This is a genomic window from Bradyrhizobium sp. UFLA05-153, assembly GCF_054185185.1.
Genome location: NZ_JBBIAM010000052.1, coordinates 1 through 15,928, shown reverse-complemented (window position 1 = coordinate 15,928; position 15,928 = coordinate 1). Strand labels below are relative to the sequence as shown.

Annotated in this window: 15 protein-coding genes; 7 read left to right on the top strand and 8 right to left on the bottom strand. The window is 60.1% G+C overall.

Annotation, left to right across the window (positions count from 1 at the left end; all coding sequences use genetic code 11):
• Positions 1 to 419 precede the first annotated feature (419 nt).
• A complete protein-coding gene (locus tag Q2941_RS27405; protein ID WP_254111955.1) occupies positions 420 to 788 on the top strand; it encodes a DUF3302 domain-containing protein in 369 nt (122 codons plus the stop codon).
• A 279-nt stretch (positions 789 to 1,067) separates the two neighbouring features.
• On the opposite strand, the gene Q2941_RS27400 is transcribed toward Q2941_RS27405, so the two are convergent.
• Positions 1,068 to 1,211 carry a hypothetical protein gene (locus tag Q2941_RS27400; protein ID WP_254111957.1) on the bottom strand — a complete coding sequence of 48 codons (144 nt, stop codon included), beginning with the start codon at positions 1,209 to 1,211 and terminating at the stop codon, positions 1,068 to 1,070.
• 110 nt (positions 1,212 to 1,321) lie between these two features.
• Between Q2941_RS27400 and Q2941_RS27395 the strand changes: the two genes are divergently transcribed.
• Complete coding sequence (locus tag Q2941_RS27395; protein WP_458194283.1) at positions 1,322 to 1,888, top strand: HlyD family secretion protein; 567 nt, start codon at positions 1,322 to 1,324, stop codon at positions 1,886 to 1,888.
• Positions 1,889 to 2,138: 250 nt separating this feature from the next.
• Here Q2941_RS27395 and Q2941_RS27390 read toward each other — a convergent pair whose 3' ends face one another.
• The 5 genes from Q2941_RS27390 to Q2941_RS27370 form a co-directional block, all read right to left on the bottom strand.
• Positions 2,139 to 3,416 (bottom strand): complex I NDUFA9 subunit family protein, encoded by a 1,278-nt coding sequence (locus Q2941_RS27390; protein WP_254111959.1) that lies wholly within the window; start codon positions 3,414 to 3,416, stop codon positions 2,139 to 2,141.
• A gap of 98 nt (positions 3,417 to 3,514) precedes the next feature.
• On the bottom strand, positions 3,515 to 4,771 hold the full coding sequence (locus Q2941_RS27385; protein ID WP_458194282.1) for a class I SAM-dependent methyltransferase: 1,257 nt from the start codon (positions 4,769 to 4,771) through the stop codon (positions 3,515 to 3,517).
• A gap of 265 nt (positions 4,772 to 5,036) precedes the next feature.
• Positions 5,037 to 6,581 (bottom strand): arylsulfatase, encoded by a 1,545-nt coding sequence (locus tag Q2941_RS27380; RefSeq protein ID WP_458194281.1) that lies wholly within the window; start codon positions 6,579 to 6,581, stop codon positions 5,037 to 5,039.
• A 60-nt stretch (positions 6,582 to 6,641) separates the two neighbouring features.
• Positions 6,642 to 7,094, bottom strand: a complete 453-nt coding sequence (locus Q2941_RS27375; protein WP_027527600.1) for a YidH family protein — start codon at positions 7,092 to 7,094, stop codon at positions 6,642 to 6,644.
• Positions 7,095 to 7,133: 39 nt separating this feature from the next.
• Positions 7,134 to 7,619: a hypothetical protein gene (locus Q2941_RS27370; protein ID WP_027527599.1), complete on the bottom strand. Its 486-nt coding sequence runs from the start codon at positions 7,617 to 7,619 to the stop codon at positions 7,134 to 7,136.
• 625 nt (positions 7,620 to 8,244) lie between these two features.
• Here Q2941_RS27370 and Q2941_RS27365 point away from each other — a divergent pair.
• The 5 genes from Q2941_RS27365 to clcA all read left to right on the top strand — a co-directional run bounded on the left by Q2941_RS27365 (position 8,245) and on the right by clcA (position 13,929).
• The gene (locus Q2941_RS27365) at positions 8,245 to 9,339 is read left to right on the top strand and encodes a cytochrome ubiquinol oxidase subunit I (protein WP_458194280.1); all 1,095 of its coding nucleotides are present in this window, start codon (positions 8,245 to 8,247) and stop codon (positions 9,337 to 9,339) included.
• On the top strand, positions 9,221 to 9,637 hold the full coding sequence (locus Q2941_RS27360) for a cytochrome ubiquinol oxidase subunit I (RefSeq protein WP_458194279.1): 417 nt from the start codon (positions 9,221 to 9,223) through the stop codon (positions 9,635 to 9,637). The genes Q2941_RS27365 and Q2941_RS27360 overlap by 119 nt, the downstream gene beginning before the upstream one ends.
• Before the next feature lie 20 nt (positions 9,638 to 9,657).
• Positions 9,658 to 10,683: a cytochrome d ubiquinol oxidase subunit II gene (gene cydB, locus Q2941_RS27355; RefSeq protein WP_458194278.1), complete on the top strand. Its 1,026-nt coding sequence runs from the start codon at positions 9,658 to 9,660 to the stop codon at positions 10,681 to 10,683.
• A gap of 79 nt (positions 10,684 to 10,762) precedes the next feature.
• On the top strand, positions 10,763 to 12,541 hold the full coding sequence (locus Q2941_RS27350) for a pyrroloquinoline quinone-dependent dehydrogenase (RefSeq protein ID WP_458194277.1): 1,779 nt from the start codon (positions 10,763 to 10,765) through the stop codon (positions 12,539 to 12,541).
• Positions 12,542 to 12,588: 47 nt separating this feature from the next.
• The gene (gene clcA / locus Q2941_RS27345; protein WP_458194276.1) at positions 12,589 to 13,929 is read left to right on the top strand and encodes a H(+)/Cl(-) exchange transporter ClcA; all 1,341 of its coding nucleotides are present in this window, start codon (positions 12,589 to 12,591) and stop codon (positions 13,927 to 13,929) included.
• A gap of 46 nt (positions 13,930 to 13,975) precedes the next feature.
• Here clcA and Q2941_RS27340 read toward each other — a convergent pair whose 3' ends face one another.
• Both Q2941_RS27340 and Q2941_RS27335 read right to left on the bottom strand, forming a co-directional pair.
• A complete protein-coding gene (locus Q2941_RS27340) occupies positions 13,976 to 15,019 on the bottom strand; it encodes a cupin domain-containing protein (RefSeq protein WP_458194275.1) in 1,044 nt (347 codons plus the stop codon).
• Positions 15,020 to 15,242: 223 nt separating this feature from the next.
• On the bottom strand, positions 15,243 to 15,928 hold a 686-nt coding region (locus tag Q2941_RS27335), incomplete at its 5' end, for a formylglycine-generating enzyme family protein (RefSeq protein ID WP_458194274.1).

The following is a 15,928-nucleotide window of genomic DNA, read 5'->3' as shown; positions in this document are numbered from 1 at the left end:
ACAAGGTTGCCTCCTCGTACCGATTGTGACCCCAGGAGATTGCGCTGCTCCAACATGTCAGAGCCAAACGGACTCGCGGCGCGTCGCCTTGGAGTTCCGCTGTTGGACCCGCAGCCGATATGGGTCGGAGCGACACGGATAGAATCCTGCGCCGTGAATTTATTAATGCAGCACCACCCGTGAAACGCGTTTAGGTCCGCCGAAAGTGCATAGCGCATCCGGGACCGTCCGCCTAAACCTCCCTCCACGAATGGCGTTCTGCCTGACCCCGGGTCACCGGCCTTTTCGCTCTACATCCGCGCCAACTAGGCGGACGAGACGGTGCTCGATAGGCAGTGGAAGCCGCCCGTCGTTGCGCGTCTGCAGTGACGCAGCTTTAGCGCGCGTGATGATCGGGCGGAAACCGTCGGAGGGTCGTCATGGAAGCGTTGCTGGGGTTTCACATCGGCTTCTGGGACTACATTACTTTTCTAGCGATCTTGGTCATTCTCATCGCTCTTCGTGCCGCTATCATCATCATTCTGGGCCTTCCGGGCCGCATCGCCGTCGCACACAATCACCCGCAAGCAGATGCAGTCACTGCATTGGGTTGGCTCGGCTTCTTGGGAGTCGTGCCCTGGGTCTATGCGCTGATCTGGGCACTTAAGCCCACCGATGTGATCGACATCCGCTACATGCCCGAGGAAGAACGACGTGCGACGGATGCAATGATCGCACGCTTGGCCGGCAAGGAGCCATCCCCACCAGCGCCACCCAGGGAGCCCCCTGATAGGGGCGCAGCGCCATGACCGCGGCAATTCTAGTCCTCGTTGCCGAAGCTACGGTGTTTTGGCTGGTCTTCTTCAGGCTCAAGCTACTACGGCTCACCCCCACCTGGGTTGTCATCTTCATCTTCATCATGGCTCCCGTCTTTGTGGTGTTCCTCATCGGCCTGCGATTCGTTACGCCCGTTTCTGCGAATGCCACGATCGTTCAGCACACATCCAGCTCATTCCGAGGTTGCCTGATCCGACTCCCGTCACAGCTGTGCTGGTCGAAGAAAATACCTGGTGAAAAAGGATCAGCCGCTATTCCAGTTCGACCGCCGTCCATACGAATACCAGGTCCGGCAGACCGAAGCGCAGCTCGCCGCGGCCAAGCAAAACGTCAAGGTGTTGCGGAACAACGTAGAAATCTCGACCAAAAATGCGCTCAAAGCGAAACTCGAGCACGATTTCATCGCTTATCAGAAGGGCCTATTCGACAAACTTGCACGGGAGGGTGCGCACGCGAGGAGGACGTCATACAGTGGCAGACGCGCGCGGCCACCGCGGAAGCAACCATGGACGAGATGGCGGGAGAGCTCGAGCGCGCCCGGCTCCAGTATCAATCCGAAATTGATGGCGTCAACACGTCAGTCGCCAATTTGGAGGCGCAACTCCAGCAAGCGCTGTACTACTTGGACAACACGACGCTTACCGCTCCGGAGGATGGCCGCATCGTAAACCTGCAGGTTCGCTCTGGCATGGTATCCGGCACCCGGCGCGCCGGAGGAATCGCGGCCCTGATTGCAGAAGCCGACCGTTATTTGCTGGCGACCTTCTACCAGGAGAATCTGAAATACGTGCAGCCAGGTCAATCCGTCGAGGTCGCGCTTGACCTCTATCCTGGTCAGATATTCGCCGGAAAAGTCCACAGCATCTGGCGCGCCAACGGCGTGGGACAATATTTGCCGAGCGACGAGATTCCTAAATGCGGGCCATCGCCTGCAAATGCCCCGCAAGGGCAGTACGCTGTAAAGATCCTGTTGGACGATTCCGACCAGTCCAAGTTTCCCATCGGGGCGCAAGGCAGCGCAGCGATCTACACAAGCGGTGAACATGGCGCGTGGGCCGCGCTGCGTTTCTAGCTTCTGCTCGAAAAATTGAGCAGGGCGCCCTAGTTGGCTTTGGCGCGTTGTCGAGGGGTAGCGAAGCCGCGTTCAGTGCCCACGCCTTTGAGTGGTGAAGCAGGCGGCAGGTTACCGCCTGCCGCCCGAAGCATTACCACTCAGCTGTCGCCGGCTGCTCCTGATAGGGATGACCAGAGCAATGTCTACGACGGCGAGCAGTTCATCGTTGATGCCGTCGAGTGATACGGCAGTGAAATCTCCTCAGTCCCTAGCTGGTACGAGCCTCTTTTGCGTTTTGAGTTTCCTCGCTTGTACGATTGAGCATCGCTATGAGTTCTTCTTCGAGCGACCGCGGCGAAATTCCGAGTTGGCCAAATCCAGGCCGGCTCTCCGAGGCCGTCGTGTCGATCTGCATAAGCTCAACCTGATTGCGCGTGAGCGGCGGGTGCGGCAGGAACTCGGCGAAGCCGGCGACGGCGTCCCAGAGAGCAAAGGGTATTCGCACTAGTACCGGCCGCAATCCTGCGGTTCGCGCAATGGTCCGCAACAATTCCTCGTATGAGTAAACGCGCGGACCGGCCAGTTCGTAGATGGGATACGGCCTTTGTGTTTGCCGCAGGACTTGTGCGATCGCCGCGGCGACATCGCCCACGTACACCGGCTGAAGCCTTGTCCTGCCGTCGCCGAATAGCGGATAAGCCGGCAGGGTCCGAAGCAGTCGAAGAAGTGTCGTGAGAAAGGCGTCGTCGGCACCGAACATTACCGCCGGGCGGATAACAACTGCGCCAGGGAATGCGGCTTGCACGGCCGCCTCGCCTTCACCGCGATTGCGAATATAGGGTGAAGGCGAGGCGGCGGCAGCGCCTATTCCTGATAGGTGCACGAACCGTTTGGTCCCGGCCCGTCGCGCCACTCTAGCGATCCTTGCGGCCGCTTCGACGTGCACCGAATGAAATGTGTCGCCTCCATGCTCGACGTATAGGCTAATTGCGTTGACGACACCGTCGGCACCCACAACGGCGGCTTCCACGGCGCGCTCGTCATGTGCATCGGCGACGATCTGTTCCACGTTGTCGCCAACGGCCCGCGCAGGGTGCCGTGAAGCTATGCGTACCGTAGCGCCGGAGTCGCTCAAATAGCGCACGACGCGACGACCAATAAAACCAGTCCCCCCAAACACGGTGACGTGGTTCATTCCCTGGTTCATCCCGCGATCCTGTACGACGTTGTTTATTGACCCGCCGAGCGTCGCGCGCACTGCCTCGGCGGCCTCCGCCGGCGAACGGCCTTGGTTGAGATGATGTGACATCACATCAATCAAGATTTGCACTACTGGTCCGACGGTTTGCCACTCTTTCCTGGCTTGATCGATCAGTGGCTCCGCTTCAGCATTGAGCGTTTGCGCCTGTTCGATGATCGGATGAGCCTTAACGAGAAGATCGATCAGCGCCTTGGTCGCCGGCAATGACTGCTCAATTTGTTCCAGTTGCGTATTGCTGAGACCGGAAACGTGACCGATGACTTCATTGAGCAAGTGTTTCAGCATAGCGCAACCTTGCTGGCAGCGACGCACTAACTCGGGCAACCAACCCAAAGTGAGGCATGGGCGCCGTCAAGTCGATGCCATCTCCCTGGCCGCGGATGTCATCGCGAGCCGCCTGTATCGAACACGATCTGATCGTAATCCCATAGCCGCTCGATGAACCTGCGAGCTCGCTCGGTTCCATCCGATCCCGCAGCGCTCCATAGTATCTCCTCTATGGCGCGCTTGCCGTCGATGGCGGCGAAGATGCGCGCTTCGGCCGAACTGATCGGGAGTGCGAGGTCGGGATAGGCATGCGCCCGATTGATCAGAACGGCGGCGGCGCCGGCGGGTAGCCGCTCACGGATGCATAGCGTCCACGGTAGGCACAAGGGAACGTAGGCTCGCCAAGCCTCGCCATCGAACGCAACCGGGTGGCTCTCGCCGGCTCGATCGTCGCGATAGGCGATGAAGTTGTGCCAGATCATGGTCCCGCGCAAAAGTTCCACCGCGGCGTGCTGGGACGGCGGCGGCAGCGAGAGGAGACGCGCGGCGTGCGGCATGCCCGCGATCGCCCCGCATTGCGGCAAATAGGGCGCCTGCTCGTACCACCGCCCGAACTTGAGCCCGCATCTCTCGAGCCAGGCGTAGAGCTGCGGTACCGTATAGGCGCGATCAAGTGGGTGCAACAGCGCGTCGGCGAGCGCGTTCGCCCGTCGGAAATCCTTCGCCCGCCTCGCTACTTCAGCGATCGGGTGATCGTCGGAGAGTGCGCCGATCAGGTCGCCGAGGCTTTGCAGCTCCTCGTCCGTAGCGAGGACCCCGAGCAGGCGACAATAGTCCTGCATCATATAGATTCCCGCGCGCCCGTAGGTCGCGTAGACCATCACATGCAGAGCGCCGCCGAGTGCAAGGACGCCGCGCAGCGCGCGAAGGCCGACATCGGGGTCGGACAGGTGGTGAAGCACGCCCGTGCAGACGACCTCGTCGAACGCCTGGCCCAGTTCACCAACGTCTTCGACGGCGAGTCGATGGAGATCGAGGTTTCGGAGGTCGTATTTTCGCTGAAGGTCGCGCGTGTGGCGGAGGCTCGCCTCGCTGATGTCGATGCCTGTTACGTGCGCATCGGGTTCGCGCATCGCGTAGGCTGCGGCCTGCGAGGTCCCACAACCGGCGACCAGAATTTCCCGCCTTGTTCGCTGAGCTTGCGTTGGCCACAGCAGAAAAGAGAGCGCGCGCCGTCGGTCCGGGTTCCGATAGAGCTCGCGATGCTTGTCGAGGCTGCGGAGCGGCGCCGGATACGGATGGCTCTCGTAGAACGCGCGCACTTCCTCGGCGCGATCGGGGGCCGCCGAATTTGTCACATCTTCGAGATCCATAAGAGGCGCTCTTTTGTTGCGATGGCTCGGCCCTGCGCGTCAGGCGGGGCGCAGCATACGGCTAAAAAGACGGACAGGCCGAATATGGGAAGTGCCTCCGATCGCAAGAACCGGCGAAATTCATCGGCTTCTCTGATCGTGGTTGTCGCATGCGTTAGCGCAGCATGCCTACCGCTCCACCCCGTTTCTGTGCCCACGCCTTCGGCTGATCTTGGTGAGGTGGGCGGCGAGCCCGAGCTCGCCGCCTGTCGCAAAGATATCGGCGCTAGTGCATACCGGATGCTGCTTCGTGCATCTTCTTCAGCGCCTCATCGAGCGTGAAGGTGTTGGGCGCCTGGATGGGCGGGAAGTCCTTGAAGGTCGCCGCCCACTGCGCCGCGAGCGCCTGTGCGCCGTACAGAATGTAGATGTGGTCGATGAACCATTCGTAGTAGCTGTTGGATGTCTGGTCGGCGCGCTCATATGGGTCGGTGCGAAGATTGAAGAATTTTGGCACCCTGAGCCGGGTGAACGGCTCCGCCCAAACCTGCAGCGTGCCATGGCAGCGCTGCTCCATGAACACGACCTTCCAATTGTCGTAGCGCATGCCCAACACGTCCCCGTCGTCGCTCAGATACATAAAGAACTTGCGCGGACTCTCTTTGGCTTGACCGGTCAGGTAGGGCACGAGATTGTAGCCGTCGATGTGGTTCTTGTAAGTGCGGCCGATCGCCTTATAGCCGGTCTTGAGCTTGTCGACGACGTCGGGATCGCCAGCCATCGCGAGGAAGGTCGGGAACCAGTCGTGGTGCTGCACGATCTCGTTCGAGATCTGGCCCGGGGCGATCTTGCCAGGCCAGCGCGCAACTAGCGGCACGCGGAACGCGCCTTCCCAGTTGGTGTTCTTCTCGCTGCGGAACGGTGTCATGGCGCCGTCCGGCCACGAGTTCATATGCGGGCCGTTGTCGGTCGAATACATGACGAAGGTATTGTCGGCGATCCCGAGCTCATCGAGATAGTCGAGCGCCTGGCCAACATTCTTGTCGTGATCGATCATGGTGTCGTGGTAGGGCGACTGCCAGCGTCCCGCCTGTCCAACGCTCTCGGGCTTGGGGTGGGTCTTGAGATGCATATGAGTGAAGTTGAGCCAGACGAAAAACGGCTTGCCTGCGTCGTTGGCCTTCTTCATGAACTCCTTGGCCGCCGCCACGAATTCATCGTCGCACGTCTCCATCCGCTTCTTGGTAAGCGGACCAGTGTCGGCCACCTTCTGCTTGCCGACCTTGCCCCAACGCGTCTCCTCGGTCGGGTCGTCCCGGTCGGTCGCCCAGGAGTGCATTACCCCGCGCGGCCCGAATCGTTTGCGGAAGTTCGGGAAGTCCGTTTCGCTCGGGTAGTCGGGCAGCTCCGGCTCTTCCTCGGCGTTGAGGTGATAGAGATTGCCGAAGAACTCATCGAAGCCGTGGTTGGTCGGCAGCATGCGGTTCAAGTCGCCGAGATGGTTCTTGCCGAACTGTCCGGTCGCATAGCCCTGGTTCTTGAGGGCCGCGGCGACGGTGACGATGTGCTCCTCCATTCCGATCGGCGCGCCGGGGATGCCAACCTTGGACAGGCCGGTGCGATAGACGCTCTGTCCTGTGATAAAGGACGAGCGCCCCGCCGTGCAGGACTGTTCGCCGTAAGAGTCGGTGAACATCATGCCTTCCTTGGCGATGCGGTCGATGTTGGGCGTCTTGTAGCCCATAACTCCATGCGAATAGCAGCTTAGGTTCGAGATGCCGATATCGTCGCCCCAGATGACAAGGATGTTCGGCTTGCCTGGTTTAGCCATATTCGTCTCCTTTCACTATTCTGGTGTTTTTCAGTCACCCGCGAACTTGAGCTTCTCTGACTACGTGAGACGCAGGAGTACGGCGAAGAAGGCGAATACGCCTACGCAGATGAGAACGATTGCGATCGCCAGGACGGGTGAGTGTTTCCCCTCCTTCCCCTCCCTTGTCATTCCGGCAATCGGCTCGAACATGCCGCTCCACAGATAACGAACCGTGAACTCGTACTGCCAAATAGCGACGACAAGGGCGCCGACGCCGCATGAAATCAGGCCAAGCCCCAGGTACTCCGGCGCGGTCGGCAGGTACGCGGGACGGGCCCCAGGTAGCTGTTGCAAATGATTGAAGTACTGAACGATTGCGAAGCCGAAGCCGATCAAAGCAGTCGCCGTGCGTAGCCACGACATCATCGTTCGTTCAACGCTCAATCGGGTGCGGAGCCAGCCGAAATGGCTGTCAGATGTCACCTTGACGGTGAACCGATCTGCATCGGCAGTGGGGACTGTATCGGCCATGCTCCGACATCCTTCTATCAATGGTTTGTGCGACGCCACTTACCTGGACGGTTGACCACGCAAGATGCGTGCAGTCACACCGCGGATGATCAAATAAGGTACAAACGCCAGCACCAACGCCACGACGAGGGCCTGATCCGGATAGAACGTCTTGAACACGATGGCCTGATAGATCACGTCCATTACGAGCCCAAGAGCGATGATCCTGGCGGTCGCGTTCATTCCCTCCCGCAACCGTCCAATGCGCTGCTGCGGATCACCCAGCACGGTTGCGAAATATGGCGAGCGACCGGATCGAGCGTCCTCAAGACCGTCGCGGATCGCGACGATCGTGGCCATCAGTGGCTGCAGGACAAAACGAAATCGCATCGGTCCGTCCGGCCGCTCGACCAGGTCGTGCCAAAACTGTTCAAGGGCTTTGAATGTGAGGCCATGCCACAACACGCCCGAGACGAATAGCACGACGGCAACCACGATCACCGCTTTGGCCAGCAGCCCCAGTTCCTCGTGATCGGCAGCGGTCATCGCCTGCACTCACACTGCCCTTCCAATCCGTTGGCGACTGCGTGCGGACACCGTCCTGCTACGAACCAGTTCCGATGGACTTTGCGAGCTCGCCCAGGACTCTGTCAGAGTCGCATTTGTTGGTCGGGCGGACTATGCGAATTCGGCGCGTCGGCAAACCGCGTCGCGGCTTCCCGTGATCGATTGGGATCCCGCTCTGAAAATGTTGGGAGCTCTGAGTTCAAAGTGGTGTCTCGGTAGCGCCCGACGACAAGTTTGTAGTGAAAGCGACAATTGGTTGAAGGAGTTTTGCGGGTTCCGCCGTCCTGACCGCGGTTTCGAGCCCTGTATAAGCGTCGGAGGCCACTCCACAGAGGCCACCGATTTTGGAAATTAGCCGAACTTGCATAGCGCCGATTGGATGCTTCTTCGATGCTGGGGTGCATCGTGAGGCGAGGGGTGAATCAGGCCTTCGGCTTGGTGAAAAGAGCCGAACTGAGATTGGAGGATAGACGCGACGAAGCTGCGCACGAACGGCAAAAAATTGTGCAGTGGAGTGATGCACCCGGCCTAGCGGTCGAGGATTGTGATTCAAGATCGTACCAGGCCGCCTCGATAGCGTCTCCGTGAGACGAGGAGCCTAGTCATGGAGCTTGATCCGGTTCTGCTGTCGCGGCTGCAGTTCGCGTTTGTCATCAGCTTCCATATCATTTTTCCGGCCTTCACCATTGGGCTCGCCGCTTGGCTCACAACCCTCGAAGGCGTGCGGCTGCTGACTGGCAATCACCTCTACCGGCGCATCTTCGACTTCTGGCTCAAGATATTTGCCTTATCGTTCGGCATGGGCGTGGTCAGCGGCATTGTCATGGCTTTCCAGTTCGGCACGAACTGGAGCGTATTGGCGGAGCGCACCGGATCGATCCAGGGGCCGTTGCTCGGCTACGAGGCCTTCACCGCTTTTCTGCTCGAAGCAACATTTTTTGGCGTCGTGCTCCTCGGCCGAGACAGTGTGCCGGCCTGGTTCTATTTTCTCTCCTGTTGCATGGTCTCCCTCGGGACGATGCTGTCTTCGTTCTGGATACTGGCCAACAACAGTTGGATGCAGGTTCCTCTGGGCCATATCATTGTCGACGGCAGAATTGTGCCGGGCGACTGGTGGGCGATCATTACAGGGCCCATCATGCGGATTCGATGGCCGCACATGCTGCTGGCTGCGTTTCTGACGACCGGTATGTGCGTCGCGGCCACAGGCGCCTGGTACCTTCTACGCGGAAAGGATGTGCAGGAAGCGGGCGCCATGCTGCGCTGGGGGCTCGGGTTCGTTGCAGTCGTAATCCCCGTCCAAATGGTGTTCGGTCATCTGACAGGCATCTACGTTCTCAACTATCAACCGGCCAAGTTCGCCGCGATTGAAGCGCGTTGGAAAACTCAGCAGCCGGCAAGCGAAGTGCTGATCGCCATTCCCGATCCACGCCATGAGCGCAATCTCTTTGCGCTCGAGATACCTAGACTTGGCAGCTTCATCGCCTCCGGCAACTGGGATGCCCGCGAGGGGGGGGCTCGATGCGTTCCCACCGGAAGACCGTCCGCCGGTGATCATTCCTTTCTTCGCGTTTCGCGTCATGGTCGGCATGGGCCTGATCATGGTGGCAGTATCCTGGTTCGGAGCCTTTCTCCGCTGGCGCGGCACACTGGAGAGCACGCGTTGGTTCCTCTGGGCGACATTCCTGTCTTTTCCTAGCGGCTTCATCGCCGTGCTGGCGGGGTGGTTTACTGCCGAAGTCGGTCGTCAACCCTGGGTGGTTTACGGCCTTCTGCGTACGAAGGATGCTGTGACGCCGTCTCTAAAGACGGGCGATGTGCTTCTGTCGCTCGCATGCTACGTCGTAGTCTACTCCATCATTTACGCTTTTGGGTTGTACTACATCTATCGCCTCTTGCGCGACGGTCCTGCGCAAGATGTGTCCGATCGGACGAAAATGACTCCGGCTCGGCCGCTGGCCGTTGCGGTGCAAGCCACGAAAGACGCGCCTCAATGAGTGCTGTGGAGCCCTCAGAATTGGCCCTGTTCTGGGTAGCTGTGATCGGCGTGGCAATTCTTGCCTACGTTATCCTGGATGGCTTCGATCTGGGCGTCGGCATCCTTTTTGGCGCCACAAACGACGCAAGATTGCGAAGCGAAATGATCGCTTCGATTTCTCCATTTTGGGATGGCAACGAGACTTGGCTGATCGTGGTAGGCGCGTCGCTGTTCGCCGCATTCCCGGTGGTCTACGCAGTGTTTTTGGCAGCCTTCTACATCCCTGTGCTGCTGCTTCTGCTGGCATTGATATTCCGGGGCGTCGCGTTCGAGTTCCGCGCTCGTGCCGCTCGCGGGCTGTGGGATCGAGGCTTCGTTCTCGGTTCTGTCGTGGCCGCCTTTGTCCAGGGCGCTGCCGTCGGGGCTATGATCCGCGGGATACCTGTCGTGAACGGCCAATATGCCGGAGGCACCTTCGACTGGGTTGCAGCGCTTTCGATCGTTTGTGGAATCGGTCTCGTGCTCGGCTATGCGCTGCTGGGCGCCGGCTGGCTGGTCCTCAAATCCGAGGACGTGCAGCTGCGCGACTGGGCACGCAACCGCATACCGCTGCTGGCCACTTCGGTCGTCGGGATCTTGGTCTTTGCAGCTGTCACTGCGTTCGTTGATCGGGCCCGCATGACCGGAAGCCTTTTCATGCACCGCCCCTGGGGCTTTGTCTTTCCGCTGATCGGCCTCGTCGCGATCGTTGGAATTCTTGTTGGAGCGCGTCGGCGCCTCGACTCATGGCCGTTCACGATGACGGTCGTGCTCTTTGTGGCCGCGTTTCTCTCGCTGGCGACGATGTTCTGGCCTTACATGATACCTTACAGCGTGACTGTGGCCTCGGCGGCGGCGCCCCAAGCTTCGCTTTCGTTTCTGTTTTGGGGCGCCGGCCTATTCGTGTTGCCGGTGATAGGTCTCTACACGTTTGTCGTTTACTGGATGTTTCGCGGCAGACAGCGTGCAGGCTACGCCGCGACAAGCGGACCGGCATCCGCAGCGAAGGGCGAACGCAAAGTTTAGCAATGCTGGCCGCTGAAATATTTCCTGCCCGGGGTTGCGCCGATGTGAGGTAAGTCGACACAAAGAAGGGGAGACGAAGATGAATCGCAGACTCGGACTCGTCAGCATCGCGGTCTTTGCGGTAGTGGCGGGCGGAGGGATCACCTCCTCGTTTGCGGACGTGGCCGGAATCGAGGTGGGCGTCGGCGAGTTGCGCGGCGAAATTCTGTCGCTCTTTGCGCCTGCGGGTTCCGTCGCGACGGAAACGAACGCAAATTACAAGAGCGCTCCGGCGCCCGCGCCTGCGGCTCCTCCGTCGCCTGCCGCCGCGGACTGGCCGAGCTACAACAAAACGCTGACTTCCGAGCGCTTCTCCGACCTCAGCCAGATCAACACGAAGAACGTCGCCAAGCTCAAGGTCTTATGTACCTACGACACCTGGCGATTGACGAGCTTCGAGACGGGCCTGATCATGGTGGAGGGCGCGCTCATCGGTACCACCGAATTCGATATTTTCTCGATCGACCCCTCGACCTGCGCCGAGAACTGGCGCACGCATGAGGAATATCCCGCCTACATTCTGCCGACGAATCGAGGTGCGGCCTACCTCGACGGCAGGTTGTTCCGTGGCACACAGGATGGGCGCGTGCTGGCCTATGAATTCAAAACCGGCAAGCGGCTCTGGGAGGCGACGATCGGGGACTCGAAAAAGGGCGAAGACGTGCCGGCGGCACCGATCGCCTGGGAAGGCCTCGTCTTCGTCGGCAACGCCGGCGGAGACTTCAAGGGCGGCAAAGGTCACATGTACGCGCTCGACGCCAAGACCGGCAAGATTGTGTGGCAATTCTTCCTCGTGCCCAAGACCGAGGGCGATACTGTTCGCGGGCCCGAGGGCACCTCGCCGCTCGACACTTCGACCTGGAAGAACATCCCGGGTGCTCCGATCAGCGGTGGCGGAGCCTGGACTTCTACGACCTTGGACCCGGCTTCTGGGCGCTTGTATGTGCCCGTTGGCAATCCTGCGCCCGACTACGCTAATGGCGTCCGCCAGGGGGACAATCTCTTCACCGGCTCCGTCGTTGTCCTCGACGCCAAGACCGGCGCTTACAAGAACCATTTCCAGCTTGTGCCCAGGGATTGGCACGACTGGGACGTCTCCAACCCGCCGGCTGTGATCAAGACGATGGGCGGCAAGAGGCTCATGGCAGTGGCGCCGAAGGACGGACACCTTTACGGCTTTGATCTTGCCGACAACAAGCTCTTGTACCGGACGCCGGTGACGAGGATCGAGAATGTGGAAGAGCCCTTCGCTGTCGACAAAGACGTCCATTTTTGTCCGGGCGCCGCGGGCGGGGAGGAATGGAACAGCCCGGCCTACGACTCTCTGACCAATCTCATCCTCACCGGCGAGGTCGAGTGGTGTACGACGGTGAGGCTGCAGACCGGGGAAGAAATTGCGGCTGCCCCGCTCGGGCAGCCGTGGACGGGAGAGAAGTCCCTCAATCCGTTCAACGAGTTCGGAAGGTTCTCGCGCTCCGACGGCGTCTGGGCGGGATGGCTTCACGCCACCGACGCCGACACAGGGGTGTGGAAGTGGAGGCTGAAGTCCAATTATCCGATCATGGGCGCCGTGACGCCGACCGCCGGGGGCCTTGTGTTCTTCGGCGACATGGGCGGCAATTTCTATGCGCTTGACGCGGCGACCGGGCAGAAGCTGTGGGGCCAGAAGATCGGCGGCGCGATCGGCGGCGGGGTGATCACATACGCGGTGAACGGCAGCCAAAAAGTCGCGGTGGCGACCGGTTACGTATCTCCCGCCTTTCCTGGCGAAATCAGGAGAGCGAAGATCTCGATTCCGTGCTTGTGCTTTGAGATGTGACCCGTCGTAAATTCTCAACTCTGGCTTCCCCCAATTTGGAATTTAATTTGGCCAATGACGAGAAACTTGCAAGCGATCAAGACGGCGAGCATGGCAGCCTAATCGTGCTCGCCATTTTGGCACTCATTGTTGGTGCGGCTTCAGGTTTCGTGGGCGCGCTCTTCCTGCTCTCGCTTCAGTGGGCGGACAGATTTCGCGATGTCATCATAGTCTGGTCGCATTCGAAAGCTTTCGCAGGATTTTTGGTCGTCAGCATTGTTTGTGCCGCCGTAGCGGCAATAGCGGCTTGGCTTGTAAGCCGCTTTTCGCCCCACGCATCAGGGAGTGGCATCCCCCACGTCGAGGCGGTCCTGGACGGGCAACTGCCACAAGCACCGTTCCGAATCATACCAGTGAAGTTTGTTGGTGGCCTTCTGGCGATTGGCGCAGGACTAGCGCTAGGCCGCGAGGGCCCAACCGTTCAGATGGCGGCGACGATCGGGCATCTGGTCGGCAAGGTATTTCGACGCACCTGGCCCGACTGCCGGGTGCTGCTTGCCGCCGGTGCGGGGGCAGGCCTCGCTACTGCTTTCAACTCGCCGATCGCAGGTGCCATTTTCGTCCTGGAGGAATTGGTGCGCCGATTTGAACTGCGCGTTGCAATTGCCGCGCTAGGCGCATCGGCGACCGCCATCTCGATCTCCCGTTTGCTTCTTGGTGATGCGGCAGACTTTCATGTTGAGGCGTTGACCTATGCGGGCGCCGCGACGCGGCCGCTCTACTTTGTCCTTGGGGCAGTCGCTGGCTTTGCAGCGATTGGCTACAATCGCTTGCTGCTCCGAACGATTGCAACGATTGGTCGACTCAGCCGGTGGCCGGGCGGCCTGCGCGCGGGTCTTATTGGAGCAGGAGTTGGAATGCTGGCTTGGTTCGTGCCCGACCTTGTAGGCGGTGGCGATGCGATTACGCAGCGCAGTCTGGTTGGGAGGGAGATTTTTGCCCTGCTTCCAGTTGTGTTCCTATTCCGGCTTGGTCTCGGCGCCATATCATATGCGGCCGGAACGCCCGGGGGGCTGTTTGCACCGATGCTTGTACTGGGGGCACAACTCGGACTGTTCCTTGGACGGCTCTGCCAACTGGTGTTTCCCGATCTGAACATTCAACCCGAAGGATTCGCTGTTGTCGGGATGGCCGCCTTTTTTGTCGGCGTTGTACGCGCGCCGCTAACAGGCATCGTCCTGGTCGTCGAGATGACGGCAAACGTCACAATGCTGTTGCCGATGCTCGGGGCCTGCTTTACGGCCATGTTGATACCAACGCTGATGCGCGATCCGCCAATCTACGATTCATTGCGGGAGCAAACTCTGGAGCGTGAACGGATACGCCTCGGGCAGCGGGAACACGCTTGACCCACGGGCAAGCTGATATAGGTCAATCGACTTCGGGCGACCTTGCTTAGCTACGCTGCGGTTGCGCGATAAAGTGCGTCTCTTCGGGAAGCGTTTTCGCGACTGTTCGTGGCAGGCCTAAATTGGTAGCCAACACATCGGGCGGATTCGAGGCTAGCCATGCGTTGAGGTCGTGGGCATGATAGTGCCCGTTGTTGAATCCGAGCAGCAAGCGCAGGATTCCGCTACCGGTGTTGCGGATGTAGTGCCCGGCCCCCATCGGCACGTAACCGACGTCACCCGTCTCGAATTGTTCGGTTACCGTGTGAGCCCTCCCCAAATAAACAGCCATCTCAGCCGCACCCTCAAGATAGTATTGCCACTCGTCGGCGTGGGGGTGCCAGTGAAGCTCACGCATGGCTCCCGGCTCGAGCTCCAGCACGGCGGCGGACAATGTGGTCGAGATCGGAAACTCATTCGCGGTAACCGTCCACTGCGCGCCGCCGCCCGGCGCGCGCCGCGGCTGCTGGGCGCCCAATGGATAGCGATGCGTTGTCAAAGGTGCCGGCTTCGCCTGCGGCGCAGCACGTGCGATGGTGTCATCAGGAACGGGCCCCGCTGCGAAGTAAGCCTCTTCCTTCGGAAGCTTTGCCACCCACTCCAAACCGAGGCCAAGGCTCTGTGAGATGACTGCAGGCGACGTATGCGCCAACCAGTCGGTGATACTCAGTGTATGCTCCTCGGCAAAGGCGCCGTTGTCGAATATCAGAATGAAATGACACTCGCCTGGCCCGATCCCCAGTATCGAATGACCCCAGCCGCGGGGGAAATACCAAACGTCGCCCGGTCCGAATGTATCGGTCGCCGCTCCGTCGGGGCTCAATACTGTGGTGCGGCAATTGCCAGACACAACGTAACCCAATTCGGCAGCATTCGTGTGCCAATGGAGTTCGCGCAGACAACCGGGTTGTAGGCGCATAGAAGCACCAGCAATGCCCTGGCTAACTGGGAACTGCCGAACAGATGCACACCGTACAAGTCCGCCACAGTCAGTACGCGGCGGTTGCTGTCCCAAGCGGTAGCGGAACGACGGCAGAGTTGGGTCGCTCATTTCTGACCTCCTGGCCGTTACATTGGTAGTCGCTGGAGTTCGCGCAGTTGAAGCGCCTGATTGGCGAGAATGTCATTTCAATGGTCGGAGCGCGAGCCGCCGATATTCTTCTACGTTCCCTTCTGGTCATCGGAGTCGCTGGCAAGCACCGTCGGTGCTTGGTCTCTTTCCGGCCATCGATGTGTACCCGACTGCTCGATTCCCGTAGTTTGGGATACTTAATTTATCTTGCCAATCCTTGCTGCTCGAGACTTTCTCCGTGGCGAACGATGCACCGAAACCCGACATGGCTCATTGACGTGTCGATCGGTTGCGCATGGCGAGCTGCCGGACGATAGCGACGGCAATAGTTCGGTGCGCACAGATGAGAGCCGCCCTTCACAACCTTGCGCGGAATGTTGATTTGTGGCTGACACGGATCGTAGCTTGCAGTCTCGCTTCCCCCGCGGGGATTTTCCGGAATACAGCAGGATTTTAGCGCATCGGCCTGATGCTTCGGCGAGTACCAGTCGGCGGTCCATTCCCAGACGTTGCCGATCATGTCATGGACCCCGTAGCCGTTGGGTGGAAAGGCGGTTACTGGCGATGTGCGTTCAAAGCCGTCCTCAGCGGAATTCTGCCGGGGAAATTGCCCCTGCCAGGTGTTGGCCATATGCCGCCCACGGGGGGTAAATTCATCGCCCCAGGCGAACTCAGCCCCGTCGAGACCGCCGCGAGCAGCAAACTCCCACTCCGCTTCCGTCGGCAGTTCTTTGCCCGCCCAGGCGGCATACGCTTCCGCATCACGATAAGCGACGTGAACGACAGGGTGATCATCGAGACCGCTGATCGAGCTGCGCGGACCGTACGGTCGGCGCCAGTTGGCGCCGAACTTGAACCTCCACCACTGGCTCCAGTCCCGGAGATCGA